Origin of the sequence: Ruegeria arenilitoris (genome assembly GCF_013032855.1) — a bacterium.
Taxonomy (GTDB): domain Bacteria; phylum Pseudomonadota; class Alphaproteobacteria; order Rhodobacterales; family Rhodobacteraceae; genus Ruegeria; species Ruegeria arenilitoris.
In genome coordinates this window covers 960,891-980,280 of the sequence record NZ_WQDA01000001.1, presented here as the reverse complement: position 1 = coordinate 980,280, position 19,390 = coordinate 960,891, and the positions used below count along the sequence as shown (strand labels likewise).

Here is a 19,390-nt window from a genome sequence, read left to right as displayed (position 1 = left end):
TGAGGGACGAGATGAACGCTGAAACCAATCTGATACAGATCGTTGGCGAAGACCTATGCAAGCAGCTGGTCAACCGCAAGCTGGCGTTTGACGCAATCCAAGACGTGTTCTCAGCGATGGCACGCGGCGGAGCGCGCAACTTCCCCGTCATCCGCGAAGGGCTGGGTCATGCCGGCGCCGTATATGGGTTCAAATCCGGCTTTGACGCCGAAGGCTTGGTTCTGGGTGTCAAATCTGGTGGCTATTGGCCGGGAAACTCCAATCGCGGACTGACCAACCACCAATCCACCGTCATCCTGTTCGATCCCGATACCGGACAGCCTTCCGCGTTGGTCGGTGGAAACTATCTTACGGCTATCCGCACGGCTGCGTCCTCGGCAGTGTCGGTCGCGCACATGGCCCGTACGGACGCCAAGGTGCTTGGCATGGTCGGCGCGGGCCATCAATCGGCCTTTCAGTTGCGCGCCGCCGCCGAGCAACGCGAATTCGAAAAGGTGGTGGCATGGAATCCCCATCCCGAAATGCTTCCGAAACTGGCCGCCGTCGCGCAGGACATCGGACTGGATTTCGAATCCGTCTCGCAGCGGGAACTGGGGGCACAGGCCGACGTTATCATCACGATCACATCGGCGTTCGAACCGTTGTTGATGCGCGATTGGATCAAGCCCGGAACGCATCTGGCCTGCATGGGCACCGACACGAAGGGCAAGATGGAAGTCGACACCGAACTGGTTGCTTCGGCTCAGGTCTTCACCGACGAGGTTGCCCAGTCCGTCACTATAGGTGAGGCGCAACACGCCGTGGCTTCGGGCGCGCTGGATCCTGACGCCATCACGCCGATTGGAGCAGTCATTAATGGCGATCATCCCGGCCGAACAAAGGCTGACCAGATCACCTTGTTCGATGGGACCGGTGTTGGGTTACAGGACCTGGCCGTGGCATCCGTGGCCGCGCGGCTGGCCTCCGAGGCAGGTCTGGCAAGTACTGTACGGCTTTGAAACAAAACGCGCGGCCAATTTGGCCGCGCGAACTTAGAAATTGGTTCTGGTCGTTTCCAGCCGCCGTAAAGGCGGATCAGCCGCGGATCACCTTGGCGAACTGGTCGAAAATCGGTTCGTTGGCGCAGATCACTTCCCCGTCAGACAGAATGCTGCCTTCGGGGTTCAACGGTTGAACGAACCCACCCGCTTCTTTCACGATGATGATGCCGGCGGCCAGATCCCAGGCGTTCAGGCGACGCTCCCAGAAGCCTTCGTAGCGGCCAGCGGCAACATAGGCCATATCCAGCGCAGCTGCACCCCAACGGCGCACACCCGCGCAGGCGGGCATCAGACGGGCCAGGTTCTGCAACGTGGCCGGCAGGTCCGAGCGGCCACCAAACGGCAAACCGGTCGAGAAGATCGATTCGATCATCCGGCTGCGGCTCGACACGCGGATACGCATGTCGTTCATCCAGGCACCCTCGCCCTTTTCGGCAAAGAACATCTCGTCCTTCGCGGGATCGTAGATGACGCCCGCGACGATCTTGCCCTTGTGTTCAAGTGCGATCGAAACCGCCCAGTGTGGCAGGCCGTGCAGGAAATTGGTCGTCCCGTCCAAAGGATCAACGATCCAACGCCGGGTCGGGTCTTCGCCCTCGATCACACCACCTTCTTCAGCCAGCCAACCGTAGGTGGGTCGCGCGCCCAGCAGTTCTTCTTTCAGAATGTTCTCGGCTGCAATGTCGGCCTTCGAGACGAAATCGCCCGCGCCCTTCATCGACACCTGCAGGTTCTCGACTTCGCGAAAGTCTTTTACCAGCGATCGGCCCGCTTTGCGCGCGGCCTTGATCATGATGTTGAGATTTGCACTGCCAACCATAGTTCCGAGGCTCCTGTCCGGTCAAACCGCGCGTATACTGGCGCAACGCCCCCTTGCCAAGAGGAATGATGCGCATAGCAGCATGCCGTTTCCCGCGTGGCCAAAACCTTATTGCTGCTGCAGCTTGCGCGCCTCTAGGCTGGCCAGCTTGACCAATTCCTGCACAAAGGGTTTTTCCATGTCCTCGGTACGCACCGCGGCATACAGCCGACGCGTGATGCCATCCTTGGTCAGCGGGCGGGTCACATAGTCCGAGTTGTACTTGACCTCGCGCACCACCCAGTCGGGCAGAACGGATATTCCACGGTTTGACGCCACAAGCAGCAGGATCACGGCGGTCAACTCGACTTGCCGGATCGCAGCAGGCTCAACGCGGGCCGGGATGAGAAGCTGGCTGAAGATATCAAGCCTCGTGCGTTCGACCGGATAGGTGATCAGCGTTTGACCGCGAAAATCCTCGGCCTCGATATACGCTTTCGCGGCCAGAGGGTGGGTCGAGGCGGCGACAAAAACAGGATTGTAGTCGAACAGTTCGATGAACTCGACGCCCAGCAGGTCTTCGGGGTCCGAGGAGACGACCAGATCGACCTCTTCCTTCTGCAGCGCGGGCAGCGCATCAAAGGCCAGACCCGGCCGGATATCGACATCCACATCCGGCCAAGACTTGCGGAAGGCCTCGAGCACCGGGAACAGCCATTCAAAACAGGCGTGGCATTCGATCGCGATGTGCATCCGCCCCGTGCGCCCGTCGCGCAGCGAGGAAAACTCCTCCTGCATCGCTTCGACCTGCGGCAGAATCTGCTCGGCCAGACGCAGAAGGCGCAGCCCAGCGGCCGACAATTTCATCGGTTTCGACCGGCGCAGGAACAGCTCGACGCCGGCCTGATCCTCCAGCCCTTTGATCTGATGACTGAGCGCCGACTGCGTGATGTTCAGTTGATCCGCCGCACGGGCCAACCCACCACATTCATGGATGGCTTTGATCGTGCGCAGGTGTCGAAATTCGATATGCATCTTTCGCGTCGTTCATGTTGTTCTTGAATAATATGAGTTTGTCTCACAAAGAACTCCATGGCACAAGAGCCGCAACACAACCTGCGAGACTGCCATGACCCAGCCCGAGATTTCCTTCGAATTCTTTCCGCCTCAGACGCTCGAAGCGTCGTTTCGCCTGTGGGATACGGTCCAGACACTGGCGCCACTGGCACCCCGTTTTGTCTCGGTCACATATGGAGCGGGGGGCACCACCCGTGAATTGACCCGCGATGCGGTGGCGACGTTGCACAAATCCTCGGGATTGAAAGTCGCGGCCCATCTTACATGTGTCGACGCCTCACGCGGCGAGACCTTGGCCATAGCCGACAGCTTTGCCGCGGCCGGCGTCACTGACATCGTTGCGTTGCGCGGCGACCCACCCAAGGGGCAGGAACGGTTCGTCCCGCATCCCGATGGGTTCGCCCACTCGGTCGAATTGATCGCAGCACTGGCGGAAACGGGCAGTTTCACCATCCGCGTCGGTGCCTATCCCGACATTCACCCCGAAGCGCCACATGCACAGGCTGACATTGACTGGTTGAAAGCCAAGCTGGACGCCGGCGCAGACGAGGCTTTGACGCAATTCTTCTTCGAGGCCGAAACCTTTTTGCGCTTTCGCGATGCCTGCGGCAAGGCCGGGATCGACAAGCCGATCGTGCCGGGCATCCTGCCAATCGAGAACTGGGCCGGTGCGAAGAAATTTGCCAAACGCTGTGGCGCCCAGGTGCCGGACTGGGTCGATCAGGCCTTTGACAAAGCGATCCGTGACAACCGGCACGACCTGTTGGCCACCGCGCTGTGCACCGAACTGTGTTCGGACCTGATCGATGAAGGCGTGGACAAGCTGCATTTTTATACGCTGAACCGCCCCGAACTGACCCGCGATGTGTGTTTTGCCCTTGGGATCACGCCCAAAGCCGATCTGCAAAACGTCGCCTGACTGTTCCTTGCATTTGCACAGGCCAAAGGGGGATTGCCCCCTGCGGCCCGCTGCAAGGTGCGAACAATTCCCCCTGCAACGGCGCACTGTCCTCGCCAAGCCCACCAATTCACAGGATAATTTGACAGAAACTCAAGGCTCCGGACAATAGGTGCCAGTTGTTTTATCGAGTGATTTTGGTATGGAGCCAGTCGAGAAAATTCAGGCTCGCGTAGAAGCACTGCACGTCTTGGGCCTTGATCAGACCGCCACCGCATCGGACATCCGGAATGCGTGGCGTGACATCGCCTTTCATGCACATCCCGACCATACAGGCGGCGACTGCAATCAGTTTGCGCAGGCGAAGTCGGCCTATGACTATCTGCGCAAAAACGGGTTGGCAGGAAAAGGCGCCGGGCCGGCCCAACCGCGACGCCCGAAACTCAGAAAGCGTATCATCGAGCTGGACGAGAAGGATATTTCCGCCTGCCTGAAGCTGCTCGATCCAAGTCGCGCCCTATCCTTTGGCGAGACCAGCGCGGAAGATTGCCCGCTATCGACGCGCAATTCGGACCATGTACCAGAGGCGATCGGATGCTATGGCCGCGACCTGACCTATTTCGTTGCGACGCCGGTTTGCGAAGGTGAAAACCGCGTTGCCCTACCGACATCCGTTCTGGCCGGCTTTCGGACGGTCGAAACCGAAATACTGTCCTTCCAGGCCAAGAATGGCGGAGCGGGCGAGGTCGTTGTTCCCGACACCATTCGAGAACGCAAGTTTCCCGGCGCGCGCAGCGTCAAGATCCGGTTCGAGGCGGATCAGGCCACTCGGGAACAGTTCTGGCAGGCTTGTTGAAGACCCAAAATTGAAAAAGGCCCGGCGGGTCTGCCGGGCCTGCAACGCGCGTCACGTCAGTTCGCGATCGGGCCTTCGGACGTGAATTTCGGGATCACGTTGGTCGAGGCGTCATTGCCTTCGAGCCCCGGCCAGTTCCCCTCAGCCAGGTTGATGTTGCCCGGGACGTCTTCTTCCCAAAAACCGACCACGACATCGGTGATGTTCAGATACAGCTTGTCGTCAACGATCCGCCACAGGTTGGGGTTGCCGGGAACCTTGCCACCCTTGGACACGCCATAGGCGCAATGGCCATCATATTGCGGCGCATAGAACGCGGGGTTTTCAAGGAACTTCGCGCGGTTTTCTTCGGTCGCAAAAGCCCAGGTCGCCCCATTGTAATCCGCAGTGATATCCGACCGTCCGCGCACGCCTTCTGGCTGGGATTGTCCAATCGGCGACTGTGCAAGCCCACGGTAGGCCACCACATCATATCCGGACACGGCGAAGCCGGTCCCATCGACATATTGCGGGCCGGCAAAGGCGGGCACGGCCAACGCCATTGCAGCAGCAAAGGTCAGAGCAAATCTGTTCATGTTTCATGTCCTCGTGTCTTGACGGGTTGCAGGGCCAGAGTGGCTGTCTGCAGAGACAATAAGCAATTCCCTTCGTCGGCGAAGACCCGTTAACGCCGCTGTGACCATTGACGAGCAAACGTGAGCAGTCTTGCCGCAATTGTTACAGAACAGCCGCCACGTCGGGGGTTGGCGTTCTTGTTCTGCAACACTAACTCTTGTCGGGCCGGGCGCGGCTCGGCTCTGGGACGAAAGGCAGAAGATGAGCGACACCACCACATACACGCCACCGAAAGTCTGGACATGGGATAGTGAAAGCGGAGGGCGTTTCGCGAATATCAACCGCCCCATCGCAGGGGCGACCCATGACAAGGAATTGCCCGTCGGCAAACATCCCTTGCAGTTGTATTCGCTTGCAACGCCAAACGGGGTGAAAGTGACGGTCATGCTGGAAGAGCTTTTGGCCTTGGGTCACGCAGGCGCGGAATATGATGCATGGCTGATCAATATTGGTGACGGCGATCAGTTCGGCTCGGATTTTGTCGCGATCAACCCGAACTCGAAAATCCCCGCTCTGATGGACCGCTCGGGTGAAACACCGATACGGGTGTTCGAAAGCGGTTCCATCCTTGTACATCTGGCCGAAAAATTCAGTGCATTCCTGCCCGAATCCGGTCCCGAGCGCACCGAAGTGATGAACTGGCTTTTCTGGCAGATGGGCAGCGCGCCTTATCTGGGTGGTGGGTTCGGGCATTTCTACGCTTATGCGCCAGAGAAATGGGAATACCCGATCAACCGCTTTGCGATGGAAACCAAACGCCAGCTGGATGTTCTGGACCGCGAACTTGCGGACAAAGCTTTTATCGCTGGCTCGGACTACTCGATCGCCGACATGGCGATCTGGCCGTGGTATGGGCAACTGGTTCTGGGTCGTTTGTACGACGCGGCCGAATTCCTTGATGTCGCGTCCTACAAGAACGTCATGCGATGGGCGCAAGAGATTGACGCGCGGCCGGCCGTGAAGCGAGGCCGCATGGTCAACCGCGCATTCGGAGAGTTGCACACCCAACTGCGCGAACGGCATGATGCGAGCGACTTCGAAACCCGTACGCAGGACAAGCTGGAAACAGCAGCCGAATAACTTTGTTCATTTGGCGCGGGGAGCAAACCATCCCTGCGCCGAAGCCTCGACTTCACTTCAAGATCGGGGGGCTGTCCGGGTCGCTTCCGGGCGCTGGTCGGGACCCGGAGGCGCGCACTGGCTCGGGGATATCAAATCGCAGGCCCACTTTCGCCAATGCTGCGGCGGCAGGATCGCTGGCCGCGAAAAACCCGACATCCAAGGCACCAGCCTCAATCCCCGAAAATGTCAGAGCTTCGGACACCGCCTTGGCCAAGGCCGTCTGGGCACCGGGGACCGCGTCAACGAAACCAAGAAGATGACCCTGCCCGCCACCCTCGGCGCGGGTTCCGGCGAGATATGCGGTGGAGGCCAGACCTGAAGCTGTGGCCAGTTTGGTGTCCAGCGCCGTCAGCAGAATGTCTGGCAACCCCGCGGGCGGAAGGAACTCCGTCAGACGGGAATGCACTTCTTGCGGGGCATGGCTGAGGGTTTCCGCAAGCCAGCCCAACGCTTCGGCGGGGATGAGCATCGACGACGGCGCCACCTCAAGGTTCAGCCCCAACCCGATGCCCTGCCCTGCAAGCATCCCCGCCAGAACCCGCCCGGACAGAGCGGCATATGGGGCAGGACGGCCCGCAAACTGCGCCAGTCGGTCTTCGCGGTCAAAGGCCAGCACAAAACGGCCATCAGCAACGTCAAACAGCTCGGGCGAGATGTTTTCGTCTCGCGCCTCTTCGGTCAGCAACAGAAACAGTTCATTGTCCGCGAGCCGTTCGAAAAACCTCAGCCGCGCGGCATCGTTCTGAGGGTCGGCCTCCATCTGGGCATGCGCAATGTCCAGCGCGGTCGTGTCAGTCATCCATCACCTCTTTGACCCGGGCACGCAGCACCGGCAGCAGGTCCGTTTCGAACCAGGGATTTTTCTTCAGCCATGCCGTATTGCGCCATGACGGATGAGGCAAGGCAATTACCCGCGGCGCATGCTGTTGCCAATCGCGCACCGTATCCGTCACCGAGATCTGTACGCCCAGATGGAATTTATGCGCGTGCCCACCGACAAGGATGGTCAACGGAACATCGCCAAGTTCACTCATGACCCTGTGATGCCAGGTCTTCTTGCAGATCGCCGGCGGCGGCAAGTCCGCCTTTCGCGCATCGTACCCCGGAAAACAAAACGCCATCGGAACGATCGAAACCCGCGCCTGATCGTAGAATTGCCCTTCCTCCAACCCCAGCCAATCCCGCAGCCGGTCGCCTGAGGGGTCGGTGAATGGTCGGCCGCTCTCATGGACCCGTGCCCCGGGAGCTTGCCCTGCGATCAGGATGCGCGCACCGGGGCGGAACCACACCACCGGGCGCGGCTGATGCGCGGTCGCAGTCGCAGCGAAGCGGTCGGCGCACAACCGGCACGATCTGATTTCTTCCGCAAGTGGCTTCACCTGATCTCCTGCCCTTTGGCGCTTGTTGCAATCCTGGGATGGATCATAGTCGTTCCCTCAAACCGATCCAGTTGTCGGCTTTGTGCGTCACAATTGTGGCTAGGCGTTTCGAACGCGCATTGAACATTTGTTTCATATTTCGACATAATGTGGCCAACATGGAGCGTTAGAACATCCGGCCGTAAGCCAGCCACCGGTGGCCGCACCCAAAGCAAAAACATGAGCAGGCCGTGAATGCTTGAGTTCGAGAATGTCAGCAAGTCCTTCTGGACCGGGACTCGCCGCAAGGTGATCCTGGACAGGGTCTCGTTCCGGGTCGAGCTGGGAAAATCACTTGGCGTTCTGGCCCCGAACGGCACCGGAAAAACCACGCTTATCAACATGATGGCCGGGCTCGAAAAGCCCGACGAAGGCGTGATCCGCCGAGAGTGCCGGGTGTCTTTCCCCATGGGCTTTGCCGGCGGCGTTTCCAAGAAGATGTCCGCGCTCGAGAATGCCCGTTACATCGCCAAGATTTATGGAATGGACCCCGACTATGTCGAGGCTTACTGCAGCTGGATGTGCGACTTGGGCGAGTATTTCAACCAACCCTTGGCGACGTACTCAGCCGGCATGCGCGCCCGTTTCACCTTTTCGTTGATGCTGGCCCTAGATTTCGACATGTACCTGATCGACGAAGGTATGCCTGCCACCACCGATGTCGAATTCAATAAAAAAGCGGGTTCAATCCTGCAGGAACGCTTGCGAACCACGACTTTGGTGATTGTGTCACACAATCCCAAAACCCTCGAAAAATTCGCCCGCCAGGCCGCTGTGCTTGTGGATGGGCAGCTTCATATGTTTGACTCTTTGGAAGAGGCGACGCAGCTATATGACTACCAAACCCAAGGTTAAAAAATACGACCCGAACCATGCCTCGCAGGCCGAAGGCACGGTCGAGGCGCGTGCCGAGGCGATTTCGCGCATCCGAAAAGCAACCCAACCGACCGAGGAAGCCCCGGCCGGAACTGAACTGGATGCCATCAAGAAAGAAGGGTTGACCGGTCGTCAGCTGCGCATAGCCCGACGCATGGCGCAGAAACACGGTCTGGCTGCGACGTCGGACTACGATGCCGTGCGTCTGCTACGAAAAAAGGGGATCGATCCGTTTCCGCGCTCCAACCTTCTGGATTTTGCGGCGGGTTCTTCCGATACCGCGGATGCGGAAGACCAGCCAAAAGACAAGGTCACGATCCAGCTGCCGCAAACGGTGAAAGAAAAGCAACAGACCCTTCCCGGCCCCGAATGGAGCCCGGCACAGCGGCGCGAATTCGAAATCGGCCAGATTCAGAAGGACATCGCCCGTCGGCGCAGACGAAAGCTGTTTGGTCTGTTTGCCCGTCTATTCGCCTTTGTTCTGCTGCCCACGATTATTGTCGGCTATTACTTCTATCGCATAGCCACTCCGATGTACGCCAGCGAGTCCGCGTTTTCCATTCTACAGGCAGATGGTGGCGCTGGTGAGATCGGCGGGCTTTTGGCCGGGACGCAATACGCAACCACGCAGGACTCGGTCGCGACCCAGGAGTTCCTTGAATCCAAGGATGCGCTCAACCGTCTGGAACGGGACACTGGTTTTGCCGAGATTTTCAAGCAGGATTGGATAGATCCGATTCAAAGACTGCCTCAGGACGCCACGCTGGAAGAGGCGTTCAAACTGTACAAGCGCATGGTCACAATCGGCTATGACCCCAGCGACGGTATCATCCGGATGGAGGTTGCAGCACCCGACCCGGACACCGCCGTCGACCTGTCAAATCTGCTGATCTCCTACGCCGAAGAAAAGATCAACGGCCTCACCGAGCTTAAGCGCGAAGATCAGATGCGGGACGCTCTGCAGTCCTTCGAGGATGCTCAGGAAGAACGGCGCAAAGCCCAGGAAGCGCTGATCGAACTGCAGTTGCAGGGTGCCGTTCTGGACCCCGAAAACGTGATTGCCGGGCTGCGCGCCCGCATCAACGAGATCGAGATACAGCTTCAAGACAAGGAATTGGAGCTGGCGGCGTTGCTGGACAACCTTCGGCCGAACAAAGCCAAGGTCGACGGTGTCCAAGCCGATATCAACCGGCTTGAGGCCGTGCTCGAAGAGCTCAATGCCGAGATGCTGGACGCCTCCGCCGGCGAAAACTCGCTGGCGCGGTTGAGCGTTCGGATCCAGATGGCACAGGCCGATCTGGCCGCACGGGACATGATGCTGCAATCGGCCATGCAGCAAATGGAAACCGCCCGGACCGAGGCCAACCGCAAGGTTCGATACCTCACCGTTTCCGTGAACCCGGTCGCCAGTCAGGAGCCCACCTATCCGCGAAAGTTCGAAAATACGATTTTGGCTTTCCTGTTGTTTGCTGGTATCTACCTGATGATTTCGCTGACTACGTCAGTCCTTCGTGAACAGGTATCCTCGTAGAGCTCATGAAACATGTAAAAATAGCCAACGTCACCGTTGGCAACGACCTTCCGCTGACCATCATCGCGGGCCCTTGCCAGCTTGAAACGGCGGATCACGCACAGATGATCGCGGGAAGGATGAAAGAAGCCTGTGAAGCCGCGGGGGCACAGTATGTGTTCAAGGCCTCATATGACAAAGCCAACCGTACGTCCCTGTCCGGGAAACGCGGGATGGGGATCGAGGCCGGGCTGAAGGTGCTGGATGACATTCGCAAAACGATGGGTATTCCGGTCCTGACGGATGTCCACACCGAAGCGCAATGTGCCATCGCGGCCGAGGCGGTGGATATTCTGCAAATCCCGGCCTTCCTCTGCCGCCAGACAGACATGCTGCTGGCAGCCGGAGAAACAGGCAAGGCCGTCAACGTCAAGAAGGGTCAGTTCCTGGCCCCCTGGGAAATGCCAAACATCGTCGAAAAGATCGAAAGCACGGGCAACCACAACATCCTGCTGACCGAGCGCGGAACCTCGTTTGGCTACAATACGCTTGTCGCCGACATGCGATCCCTGCCGCAAATGGCGCAAACCGGGTATCCGGTTGTCATGGATGCAACCCATTCCGTTCAACAGCCCGGTGGCCGAGGCGGCTCGTCCGGCGGGCAGCGGGAATTTGCACCGGTAATGGCCCGCGCGGCCGTGGCCCTGGGCGTCGGTGCCGTATTCATTGAAACGCATCAGGATCCGGACACGGCGCCGTCTGATGGGCCGAATATGATCCCGTTGGACCAAATGGGCCAACTGATTGACACATTGATGCGTTTCGATGCCCTGGCCAAGGCCAACCCAGTTCAGATTTAACGATCGAGATTTTCCATGACCAAACCAATCCCCGAGGTGACCCCGAACACCTGGAGCTTTCTGCGCGATGCGATGATCAAACCCACCGGGTTTCGTGAATACGATGCCCGCTGGAAATACCCGGACGAGATCAACCTGCCGGGGATGACGGCTCTTGGTCTTGGTTTGGGCACTCAGATGCACAAGCGTGGGATCGAGCCGCTGATCGCGGTCGGCAACGACTACCGCGACTATTCTCTGGCGATCAAGAATGCGTTGATTCTGGGCCTCATGCAGGCCGGTATCCAGGTCAAGGATATTGGCCCTGCGCTGAGCCCGATGGCGTATTTCGCCCAATTCCACCTGGATGTTCCCGCGGTCGCCATGGTGACGGCCAGCCACAACCCCAACGGCTGGACCGGGGTGAAGATGGGCTTTGACCGTCCTCTGACCCACGGCCCTGACGAAATGGCCGAGCTGCGCGATATCGTGCTGAACGGCGAAGGCGTGGCACGCCCCGGCGGGTCCTATGAATTCGTGGACGGCGTGAAAGAGGCCTATATCGACGATCTGGTCGGTGATTTCAAAATGTCGCGCCCCCTCAAGGTGGTGTGCGCGACAGGGAACGGCACCGCATCTGCCTTTGCCCCCGAGATCTTTGAGCGGATCGGCGTCGAGGTCGTACCCAGCCACAACCGGTTGGATTACACCTTCCCCAACTACAACCCGAACCCCGAAGCGATGGAGATGTTGCACGACATGGCAGACGCCGTCAAAGCCAGCGGGGCGGACCTCGCGCTTGGGTTTGACGGAGACGGCGATCGCTGCGGTTTGGTCGATGACGAGGGCGAGGAGATCTTTGCCGACAAGGTCGGTGTCATCATGGCCCGCGATTTGGCCAAGCTGCATCCCGGCGCGACCTTCGTGGCCGACGTTAAATCGACCGGCCTGTTTGCAAGCGATCCCGAACTGCAGGCCCATGGCGTCAAGGCGGATTACTGGAAAACCGGCCACAGCCACATGAAACGGCGCGTGAAGGAAATCGGCGCGTTGGCCGGGTTCGAAAAGTCGGGCCATTACTTTCTGGCCGAGCCAATCGGGCGTGGATACGACTGCGGAATGCGGGTCGCGGTGGAAATTTGCAAACTGATGGACCGCAATCCGGGACAGAGCATGTCCGATCTGCGTCGCGCCCTGCCCAAGACATGGTCGACCCCGACCATGTCGCCCTATGCTGCCGATACCGAAAAATATGACATTCTCGCCCGCTTGGTGGACAAGCTCGTTGCCAAGGCAGAGGCGGGTGAAACATTGGCCGGTCGGCCGATCAAGGAAGTCGTGACCGTCAATGGTGCCCGCGTCATCCTCGACAATGGCAGTTGGGGCCTGGTCCGGGCGTCTTCGAACACGCCCAACCTGGTGGTGGTCTGCGAAAGCAGCGAGAGCGAAGATGAGATGCGGGCAATTTTCGCCGATATCGATGCCGTGATCCGCACCGAGCCGGGTGTGGGCGACTACGACCAGACGATCTGAGCAAATAAGGGGCGCTGCAGCGCCCCTTTCTCAATCCCGTCCGAGCATTTTCAGCAAACTCTTCTTGGCCTCATCTTCAAGCTTCTGCTTCAGCGCGTCTTCGACCTGTTCGCTGTCGGAAATGGTTGTATTCAACTCCTCTCCCACCTTCTTCAGCGCCTTGTCCTTCGCGTCCTGCTCCAGTTCCTTGAGCTTCTCTTCCGTCGCAGCTTCGATCACCTTGCTCAGGTCGGGCTTGATCGACGGATCACTCCACGGCCCCTTGATCCGCACGGGCACGGCAATGCCATTGCCCCCGTTCGCCCGCAGCGCAACCGGCGTGAACACATAGTCGATATCGCGCGCGCCCAGCCCGACGCGGCCCGCACCGTCGGCCCGGAAATTGTCAAGCTGCATCAGAAGATCGTTGTTCGTCAGGTTGCCGTCCTGAATCGTGTAGGTGGCAGTCAGGCTGTTAAAGACGGTGGTTCCTCCACTGCCTTCGCCGCGCCCCATCAAACGATCCAGATCAAACCCGGCGATCACCCCCTTGCCGACGTCCAGGCTGCCCTTGCCGCTGAGTGAGCGCATGATTTGGGCTTCGGTTTGCCCCACCCCCAGAAATTGCAACGTTCCGGACGCAGTACCGGACAGACGTTCGATACCGCCCAAGGTGGTCAAAGCCTGCTTGAGGTCGATACCGGTGGCGGTCAGGTTGCCCCCGACCGACAGTCCGTTTCTGTTGTTGGCCACGACTTCTCCGGTCAGCTTTCCGGAAAACAGCGTGGCCGGTTCCATTTTCAGAACCGCACGCGACCGATCCAGACTAAGGCTCAGATCGCTGGGGCCAAAGGTCATATCCGGAATAGCGATCGAATTGGCTTTCAACCGGATCGTTCCATTTGCCAACGAAAGGGGTGACGCGTCGATCGGCGCCTGGGACCAGCCTTCGACCGCTTGTTTGCCTCCTCCGCCCGTGCCGCCGCTGTTGGGCGCGCTGCCGGCCGTTGCCTGCGTCAGGTCAAGGTCACCAGTACTCAGCCGCGCAGTAATCTTCGGTGGGCTCGCGATAACGATATCTGCGGCACCGTCAAAACTGTTCTGATCCAGAACTGCCCGCATATCCCGCAAGGAAATGCGCCCATCCTTGGTGTAGGTCATCTGGCCGGACACATCCGCGACCCGTCCAAGTCCCATGGGGACTGACACCCCACCCTGACCAAAAGCGGCTAGCATCGCGTCGGTGTTTGTAGTCCGGACATGAGTTTTGCCGTCCATTTCACCGGCCAGGTTGACGCGTCCGTCAAAGCTGATCTCTCCGCCCGGCGCTGTCAGGCCAAGAACCAATGGCGTCACCGCGCCACTGGAGAAGGCAGGTAAATCAGGAATTTCCAGATCAACCTCAACCGCGCCACCGGGCACCGGCATTGAAGCGCTCATCTTCATCGGCGCAGTGACATCGGGCCAACTGGCCTTCAGATCGACCCCGGAAAAGTCCATCTGAGGGACACCGTTTTCCACATAAACAAGACGCGCGTTGCTGAGCTCCAATCGGTCCAGGGTCACGGTTCCGGTCTCGGCTGGTGCCGCAGAATTGGGTGCGGGCGCATCTGCATTGCCAGAGCCCGTGTTTGACGCTCCGGTTTGCGGCGCCGACATTTCCCAGTTGCCCCGCCCTTGTGACAGCTCCAGCCGCAAGACCGGATCTTCGGCCACGACGCGCCGGATACGCACATCCCCCGCCAGCAGCGCTGAGGCATCCACGCCAACTGCCAGGCTTTGCGCGCTCAGCATCGGTTCTGAGCTGGCCCAAGGCGCGTTCCCAAACGTAACCGGCCCGGTTTCCATTCCCAGAACCGGCCAAAAGGACAGGCGGACATCACCGGACAACGTCAGTTCACGTCCGGTCTGCGCCTTGACCTGTTCGGCGAGGATTTTGCCCAGCTTGTCGCCGGGCATCAAAAGCAACGCCCCGATCACCAGCCCCGCGACCGCAACCAGAATGAATAGAATGCGTATCAGCCACTTCATGATTTGCTCTCTGCCTTGCCGGCTTTTTGCCTCAGCTTCGATGTTCCTCGCGTGCGAAGGATTTGCAAGGGGAAGATTTCCCCACTATATGCCGCGCAATGAGCACCAACCCGCCAAACCTACGCCCCGATCTGGCACCCGCAGCCCGGATCACCGACGCACCGCGCAGCGGCCAACCCACCATCGGAATGGTGTCCTTGGGATGTCCCAAGGCACTGGTCGACAGCGAGCGCATCCTGACGCGCCTGCGCGCCGAAGGATACGGGATCTCGCCCGACTATTCAGGTGCGGATGCCGTGATCGTGAACACCTGCGGGTTTCTGGACAGCGCCAAGGCCGAAAGCCTCGAAGCAATCGGCGAGGCGCTGGTGGAAAATGGCAAGGTCATCGTGACCGGGTGCCTGGGCGCGGAACCTGACTACATCCGCGAACATCACCCCCGGATCCTGGCCGTGACCGGGCCGCACCAGTATGAACAGGTGCTGGATGCCGTTCACGCCGCCGTTCCGCCTGATCCCAATCCGTATGTGGATCTGTTGCCGGCTTCGGGCGTGAAGCTGACCCCGCGCCACTACAGCTATCTCAAGATTTCCGAGGGCTGTAATCACAAGTGCAAATTCTGCATCATCCCGGATATGCGCGGAAAACTGGCCAGCCGACCGGCCCACGCGGTTTTGCGCGAGGCTGAAAAACTGGTCGACAGCGGTGTGCGCGAATTACTGGTGATCAGCCAGGACACCTCGGCCTTTGGCCTGGATCGAAAATACGACGTGAACCCCTGGAAAGACCGGGAGGTGCGCAGCCACATTACCGATCTGGCCCGTGAACTGGGCCAACTGGATGCGTGGATACGACTGCACTACGTCTACCCCTATCCACATGTGCGCGAGTTGATCCCGCTGATGGCGGATGCAGGCAGCAACCTTTTGCCCTACTTGGACATCCCGTTCCAACACGCGCATCCGGACGTTCTGAAACGAATGGCGCGCCCCGCTGCCGGCGCCAAGACACTGGACGAGATCGCCGCCTGGCGCGCGATTTGCCCCGACATCACGCTGCGATCGACCTTCATTGTCGGCTACCCCGGGGAGACCGAGGCCGAGTTCCAGACCCTGCTGGATTGGATGGATGAGGCGCAGTTGGACCGCGTCGGGTGCTTCCAATACGAAAACGTTGAAGGGGCCCGCTCGAACGACTTGCCGGATCACGTCCCGGATGAGATCAAGCAAGAGCGCTGGGAGCGTTTCATGCAAAAGGCCCAGGCGATTTCCGAAGCAAAACTGGCGTCGAAAGTGGGCCAGAGGATCCAAGTGATCGTGGATGAGGTGGATGCCGAAGCCGCCACCTGCCGCACCAAGTCAGACGCGCCCGAGATCGACGGCAACCTATTCATCGACGACGGTCACGAAAACCTGAAACCCGGTGACATCGTCCTTGTTCAGGTCGACGAGGCTGGTGAATACGATCTGTGGGGGAAGCTGGTGCGCTGAACCGCCATCCGGCGGACGAAGGCAGACGGCCCCCAAATCGGGACCGTCTGCAAAAAGCTTATTGAGTGACCGGGTTACACACGGTCTGGCCGGCCTCGGTGGTGGCCAGTTCATAGCCTGCCGAACAGCTGGGCGAGCCATATTTGTCATAGCTTGGCTGAACGTAAACCGGGGTGGGCTCTTCCTGCTGCGAGCAAGCAGTCAGGATCAAAACAAAGGCGCCGGCGGCAGCGAATTTCAGTTTCATGTCCATCAATCCTTTAATACTTTTCTGATATTGCCCAACTTTTCGGGGCCAGGCTTAGGATACGGGCAGTTCGGCTTTCTGGCAACAGATACGGTCACATCCGTGTGATCAGAGGCGAATCCACGCTTGCACCGCGACGTGCCACCGCCGGACCGGGACGCGCGAACTACACATTTCTCTGCGTTGGGCTAAGCTCTCGGATGTCCCTTTCAACAGCCGGAGCGCCAGAATGCCAAAAGGATCTCAAATCGCCCAGAAATCGCCCTACCCCATCGAGGTGACTGAAGGCAAAAGCTATTTCTGGTGCGCTTGCGGACGCTCCAAACGTCAGCCATTCTGCGACGGTTCGCACAAGGAAACCGGGATCGAGCCGGTAAAATATGTAGCAGAATCAAGCAAGAAGGTCTTCTTCTGCGGATGCAAGCAAACCGCTAATCCGCCGCTGTGCGACGGAAGCCATTCCAAGCTTTAGGCCAATCAGGTCAGCGCATTCAAAGCCTTGGCATTCGCGCAAAATTCCGGGGCGGCGGTCGCCCGGCTCTGTTGGCACGCAAGCCAGACGGCACATCTTTCGCTGCAGTCAGCGGCTCGACAACGGGTCACCATTTCGCTGTATCCCTGCGCGGTCAGCCGCCCTTCGGCGATGGCTTCGGACAGCGAGATTTCCATGCAGCGCGCAACCGACCGCGTCAGCCAGAAGTGTTTTTCTATGTCTCCGAGTCGCACAAGTTTCATTGTTTTTCCTGATTCTGCAGCGTCTTAAGTTTGGCGAATCGGTTCCTGTTCGGACATGTCTCCGGGGCCTCAACCCTGTCACCTCGGTGCGTCTGCCAGTCGCTACAGTCGCAAGCCCACTCGCAGCCCCGGCACCGTCCCACCATGCGCGCCCATTCGTCGGGACTGAGCCGACCCGTGAGATGGGCATCTACAAGGTCAACGCCGGTCGCCTGCCCCATCCGCAGAACAAGGCGTACATGCTTCATGGTCTGGCCAAGGACGTTCATGGTTCTGCCCGTCCGCGCTAGGGTGCAAGCCTGGCCAGCAAATCCTGGTTTCGGCAATACTCCGGTGGCCGTCCGTCGCCGTTTTGAAGCGCCAACGCGCGGTCGCAGTGATAGGGGTTTGTACAGCCTGTACAGCGCAGCACCGCGTCGGTGATTTCGTCGATGGAAACCGAACCGCCGATTGCGGCCTCCTGCAGGTCAACGCCCAGTTTCTGGGCCATTCGATCCACCAAAGCGGCGTGGCGGCGCAATTCTTCGCGTCTGGACATCCGAGTTCCTTTCGCTGTCTCGCTGAAAAGAACCCTAGCGCCATAACCCCACGGTGCCCTTGATTCAGGTCAAGAGACAACCCCCAGGTGGTCAAGGTAGGCCCGTGTGGCGTCCTGGACCCGCCTGAAACGATCTCCGCCCAGCTTTTTGCCGCCATACCATCGGGTCACAATGACCACGTGATCCTGCACACCGGCGCGTTCCAACATGCGCAATATGACCATCCCCGCACCGGTTTCGCCATCATCTGCCTTGAGAGCGCCGGTCGGCAAAATCGCGGCCCACGTGTTATGGGTCGCCTTGGCATATGCCTTGTCCGATTTAAGGTCGCGCAATACCGCATCGACCTCATCCCGCGACCTGACGGGAGCACCGCTCACCGCGTATTTCGAGCCTCGATCCGTCAGAACAACCCCCATCCGCTGGATCTGGGTCATTGGGTCAGGCCGAGCTGGGCGGCTGTTTCCAGAACAACTTCGATGCGCTTGGCATTGGGCGGATGAGACGCCAGAAAGCGGTCACCCGGATCTGGAATCCGGCCGAAATAGGCCATGCCGACCAGCGGATTGTACCCAGCCGAATAGGTGATCAAAGTTCCCATCCGGTCCGCTTCCAGCTCGAATTCTTTCGTGTAGCTCTGAACTCCGACTTCAGCACCCAGCTTCTGAGCACGTTCAATTCCTGCCGCGTCCTCGCCTTGCGCCTCAGCCAGTTCTCCGAAAATGCGGGCCCCTTCCTTGGCGTTTTTTACCTGCCGGGCGATGTGGCCCAGGATGTGATGCGCCGCCTCGTGTCCCATCACGAACGCCATCTCGTCAGCGTTCTGCGTCGACTTGACCATTTCCTGAGTGAAAATGATGAACGGGCGCCCATCCTTGTCCAACGTCTGGAACGCATTTGGCTCGGCAAACGGATCCGTGTCGATCAGAATGCCGAAATCGCAGTTCTGCCCCCGTGTCTCGCGCTGACAGACTTTTTGCGCCGCCGCCCCGACCGACCTGCTGACCTGCTGAAACGTCAGTGCCGAGTCGCGCAGTTCGGGCGAGGACGGTGACCAATCATCAACAGCAATGAACCCGCCCGCAGTGCACGCGGACACAACCAAGACCAGCAAAAACCTGAGGCGGTGCATTCCGGATCCTTTCTGTTCGTGCCGGCAGGAAAGCTTAGCGCGATGTGGCCCCCCTGACCACAGCCCGAAACCCAATCAGCGGGTTGCATTGCGATCGCAGGCTGGGCAGTCTGGGAACATGTTTTCGATTGAGCATGAATTCGACTCGACAGTCATTACCCTGGTGGACGAAGGCCCGGAGCCTTTGCAAGAAGACGTGGTGATCAACAGTTTCGCCGAGTGCGTCACGATCGAGCAGTTGGACCCCCGAACGGACCAGATGCAGAAAATCACCCTTTCGCCCGAACAGGTGCGCGATCTTGCCGCCGCTCTGGATCTGCCCGAAGGGGTGTATCAAATCAGGGAGACACCAGCCTAGGGATCGTAGACAAAGACCTTGTCGCGCCCTGTATGGCCTTTTTTCAGCGTCAAAGCTGACGGTGAAGCACCCATGGCCCGGGCCAACAGCTTGACCACGGCCTGGTTCGCCTTTCCATCCTCGGGCACGGCGGTGACAGCGATGTGTACTGTCGTCCCGTCGAAAGAAATCCGGTCCTGCGCAGCTTTGGGAGTCACCCGTACGGGAAGCGATTGCCCGGGTCGCGCCAGATGCGCAAGGTCCGGCAGGTTTCGCAGTTTCGGTTTTGCCATCACATTCTCTTCCGCATTTGGACC

At 59.4% G+C, this 19,390-nt stretch carries 24 protein-coding genes; 11 read left to right on the top strand and 13 right to left on the bottom strand.

What is annotated here, in order from left to right; translation table 11 throughout:
• Nucleotides 1-11: 11 nt before the first annotated feature.
• Nucleotides 12-998: an iminosuccinate reductase BhcD gene (bhcD, locus tag GOW72_RS04750; RefSeq protein ID WP_217358087.1), complete on the top strand. Its 987-nt coding sequence runs from the start codon at nt 12-14 to the stop codon at nt 996-998.
• A gap of 76 nt (nt 999-1,074) precedes the next feature.
• Here the strand turns inward: bhcD and GOW72_RS04745 are convergent, their stop codons facing one another.
• Both GOW72_RS04745 and GOW72_RS04740 read right to left on the bottom strand, forming a co-directional pair.
• Nucleotides 1,075-1,860 (bottom strand): inositol monophosphatase family protein, encoded by a 786-nt coding sequence (locus GOW72_RS04745; protein ID WP_170365528.1) that lies wholly within the window; start codon nt 1,858-1,860, stop codon nt 1,075-1,077.
• A gap of 108 nt (nt 1,861-1,968) precedes the next feature.
• A complete protein-coding gene (locus GOW72_RS04740; protein ID WP_170365526.1) occupies nt 1,969-2,874 on the bottom strand; it encodes a LysR family transcriptional regulator in 906 nt (301 codons plus the stop codon).
• Between the two features lie 94 nt (nt 2,875-2,968).
• Between GOW72_RS04740 and metF the strand changes: the two genes are divergently transcribed.
• Nucleotides 2,969-3,835: a methylenetetrahydrofolate reductase [NAD(P)H] gene (metF, locus tag GOW72_RS04735; RefSeq protein ID WP_170365524.1), complete on the top strand. Its 867-nt coding sequence runs from the start codon at nt 2,969-2,971 to the stop codon at nt 3,833-3,835.
• A 229-nt stretch (nt 3,836-4,064) separates the two neighbouring features.
• Nucleotides 4,065-4,670 (top strand): J domain-containing protein, encoded by a 606-nt coding sequence (locus tag GOW72_RS04730; RefSeq protein WP_244952319.1) that lies wholly within the window; start codon nt 4,065-4,067, stop codon nt 4,668-4,670.
• Nucleotides 4,671-4,726: 56 nt separating this feature from the next.
• Here the strand turns inward: GOW72_RS04730 and GOW72_RS04725 are convergent, their stop codons facing one another.
• The gene (locus GOW72_RS04725) at nt 4,727-5,245 is read right to left on the bottom strand and encodes a YHS domain-containing (seleno)protein (protein ID WP_170364746.1); all 519 of its coding nucleotides are present in this window, start codon (nt 5,243-5,245) and stop codon (nt 4,727-4,729) included.
• Between the two features lie 241 nt (nt 5,246-5,486).
• On the opposite strand from GOW72_RS04725, the gene yghU reads away from it, so the two are divergent.
• Nucleotides 5,487-6,365 carry a glutathione-dependent disulfide-bond oxidoreductase gene (yghU, locus tag GOW72_RS04720; protein ID WP_093964710.1) on the top strand — a complete coding sequence of 293 codons (879 nt, stop codon included), beginning with the start codon at nt 5,487-5,489 and terminating at the stop codon, nt 6,363-6,365.
• A 52-nt stretch (nt 6,366-6,417) separates the two neighbouring features.
• Here yghU and GOW72_RS04715 read toward each other — a convergent pair whose 3' ends face one another.
• Both GOW72_RS04715 and GOW72_RS04710 read right to left on the bottom strand, forming a co-directional pair.
• On the bottom strand, nt 6,418-7,206 hold the full coding sequence (locus GOW72_RS04715) for an SseB family protein (protein ID WP_170365520.1): 789 nt from the start codon (nt 7,204-7,206) through the stop codon (nt 6,418-6,420).
• On the bottom strand, nt 7,199-7,786 hold the full coding sequence (locus GOW72_RS04710; RefSeq protein WP_170365517.1) for a uracil-DNA glycosylase family protein: 588 nt from the start codon (nt 7,784-7,786) through the stop codon (nt 7,199-7,201). The genes GOW72_RS04715 and GOW72_RS04710 overlap by 8 nt, the downstream gene beginning before the upstream one ends.
• Nucleotides 7,787-8,020: 234 nt before the next feature.
• On the opposite strand from GOW72_RS04710, the gene GOW72_RS04705 reads away from it, so the two are divergent.
• From GOW72_RS04705 to GOW72_RS04690, 4 genes are read left to right on the top strand one after another with little or no spacing between them, the layout of a single operon-like run.
• On the top strand, nt 8,021-8,680 hold the full coding sequence (locus GOW72_RS04705) for an ABC transporter ATP-binding protein (RefSeq protein WP_093964707.1): 660 nt from the start codon (nt 8,021-8,023) through the stop codon (nt 8,678-8,680).
• Nucleotides 8,658-10,232 carry a KpsE/RkpR family capsule polysaccharide export protein gene (locus GOW72_RS04700; RefSeq protein ID WP_170365515.1) on the top strand — a complete coding sequence of 525 codons (1,575 nt, stop codon included), beginning with the start codon at nt 8,658-8,660 and terminating at the stop codon, nt 10,230-10,232. The genes GOW72_RS04705 and GOW72_RS04700 overlap by 23 nt, the downstream gene beginning before the upstream one ends.
• Nucleotides 10,233-10,237: 5 nt before the next feature.
• A complete protein-coding gene (kdsA, locus tag GOW72_RS04695; protein WP_170340066.1) occupies nt 10,238-11,071 on the top strand; it encodes a 3-deoxy-8-phosphooctulonate synthase in 834 nt (277 codons plus the stop codon).
• Nucleotides 11,072-11,086: 15 nt separating this feature from the next.
• Nucleotides 11,087-12,583: a phosphomannomutase/phosphoglucomutase gene (locus tag GOW72_RS04690; RefSeq protein ID WP_170365513.1), complete on the top strand. Its 1,497-nt coding sequence runs from the start codon at nt 11,087-11,089 to the stop codon at nt 12,581-12,583.
• A gap of 30 nt (nt 12,584-12,613) precedes the next feature.
• Here GOW72_RS04690 and GOW72_RS04685 read toward each other — a convergent pair whose 3' ends face one another.
• Nucleotides 12,614-14,593, bottom strand: coding sequence for an AsmA family protein (locus tag GOW72_RS04685; protein ID WP_170365511.1), 1,980 nt, complete (start codon nt 14,591-14,593; stop codon nt 12,614-12,616).
• A 98-nt stretch (nt 14,594-14,691) separates the two neighbouring features.
• Between GOW72_RS04685 and rimO the strand changes: the two genes are divergently transcribed.
• The gene (gene rimO / locus GOW72_RS04680; protein WP_170365509.1) at nt 14,692-16,083 is read left to right on the top strand and encodes a 30S ribosomal protein S12 methylthiotransferase RimO; all 1,392 of its coding nucleotides are present in this window, start codon (nt 14,692-14,694) and stop codon (nt 16,081-16,083) included.
• A gap of 58 nt (nt 16,084-16,141) precedes the next feature.
• Here rimO and GOW72_RS04675 read toward each other — a convergent pair whose 3' ends face one another.
• Entirely contained in the window at nt 16,142-16,330 is a 189-nt protein-coding gene (locus GOW72_RS04675) for a hypothetical protein (RefSeq protein WP_244952318.1), read from the bottom strand.
• A gap of 229 nt (nt 16,331-16,559) precedes the next feature.
• Between GOW72_RS04675 and GOW72_RS04670 the strand changes: the two genes are divergently transcribed.
• Entirely contained in the window at nt 16,560-16,802 is a 243-nt protein-coding gene (locus GOW72_RS04670) for a CDGSH iron-sulfur domain-containing protein (RefSeq protein WP_170340652.1), read from the top strand.
• Between the two features lie 5 nt (nt 16,803-16,807).
• Here GOW72_RS04670 and GOW72_RS04665 read toward each other — a convergent pair whose 3' ends face one another.
• The 5 genes from GOW72_RS04665 to GOW72_RS04650 all read right to left on the bottom strand — a co-directional run bounded on the left by GOW72_RS04665 (nt 16,808) and on the right by GOW72_RS04650 (nt 18,736).
• Nucleotides 16,808-17,065, bottom strand: coding sequence for a DUF6455 family protein (locus GOW72_RS04665; protein WP_170357169.1), 258 nt, complete (start codon nt 17,063-17,065; stop codon nt 16,808-16,810).
• Nucleotides 17,062-17,334, bottom strand: a complete 273-nt coding sequence (locus GOW72_RS18940) for a DUF6455 family protein (protein ID WP_280525634.1) — start codon at nt 17,332-17,334, stop codon at nt 17,062-17,064. Before GOW72_RS18940 ends, GOW72_RS04665 begins: the two co-directional genes overlap by 4 nt.
• A 17-nt stretch (nt 17,335-17,351) precedes the next feature.
• Nucleotides 17,352-17,603, bottom strand: coding sequence for a DUF6455 family protein (locus tag GOW72_RS04660; protein WP_170365507.1), 252 nt, complete (start codon nt 17,601-17,603; stop codon nt 17,352-17,354).
• 69 nt (nt 17,604-17,672) lie between these two features.
• Nucleotides 17,673-18,041: a YigZ family protein gene (locus GOW72_RS04655; RefSeq protein WP_170365505.1), complete on the bottom strand. Its 369-nt coding sequence runs from the start codon at nt 18,039-18,041 to the stop codon at nt 17,673-17,675.
• On the bottom strand, nt 18,038-18,736 hold the full coding sequence (locus GOW72_RS04650; RefSeq protein ID WP_170340641.1) for a M48 family metalloprotease: 699 nt from the start codon (nt 18,734-18,736) through the stop codon (nt 18,038-18,040). Before GOW72_RS04650 ends, GOW72_RS04655 begins: the two co-directional genes overlap by 4 nt.
• A 118-nt stretch (nt 18,737-18,854) precedes the next feature.
• Here GOW72_RS04650 and GOW72_RS04645 point away from each other — a divergent pair, with 118 nt between their 5' ends.
• Nucleotides 18,855-19,094 carry a hypothetical protein gene (locus GOW72_RS04645; protein ID WP_093964694.1) on the top strand — a complete coding sequence of 80 codons (240 nt, stop codon included), beginning with the start codon at nt 18,855-18,857 and terminating at the stop codon, nt 19,092-19,094.
• Here GOW72_RS04645 and GOW72_RS04640 read toward each other — a convergent pair.
• A complete protein-coding gene (locus tag GOW72_RS04640; protein ID WP_170340638.1) occupies nt 19,091-19,366 on the bottom strand; it encodes a DUF167 domain-containing protein in 276 nt (91 codons plus the stop codon). The genes GOW72_RS04645 and GOW72_RS04640 overlap by 4 nt on opposite strands.
• Between the last annotated feature and the right edge of the window lie 24 nt (nt 19,367-19,390).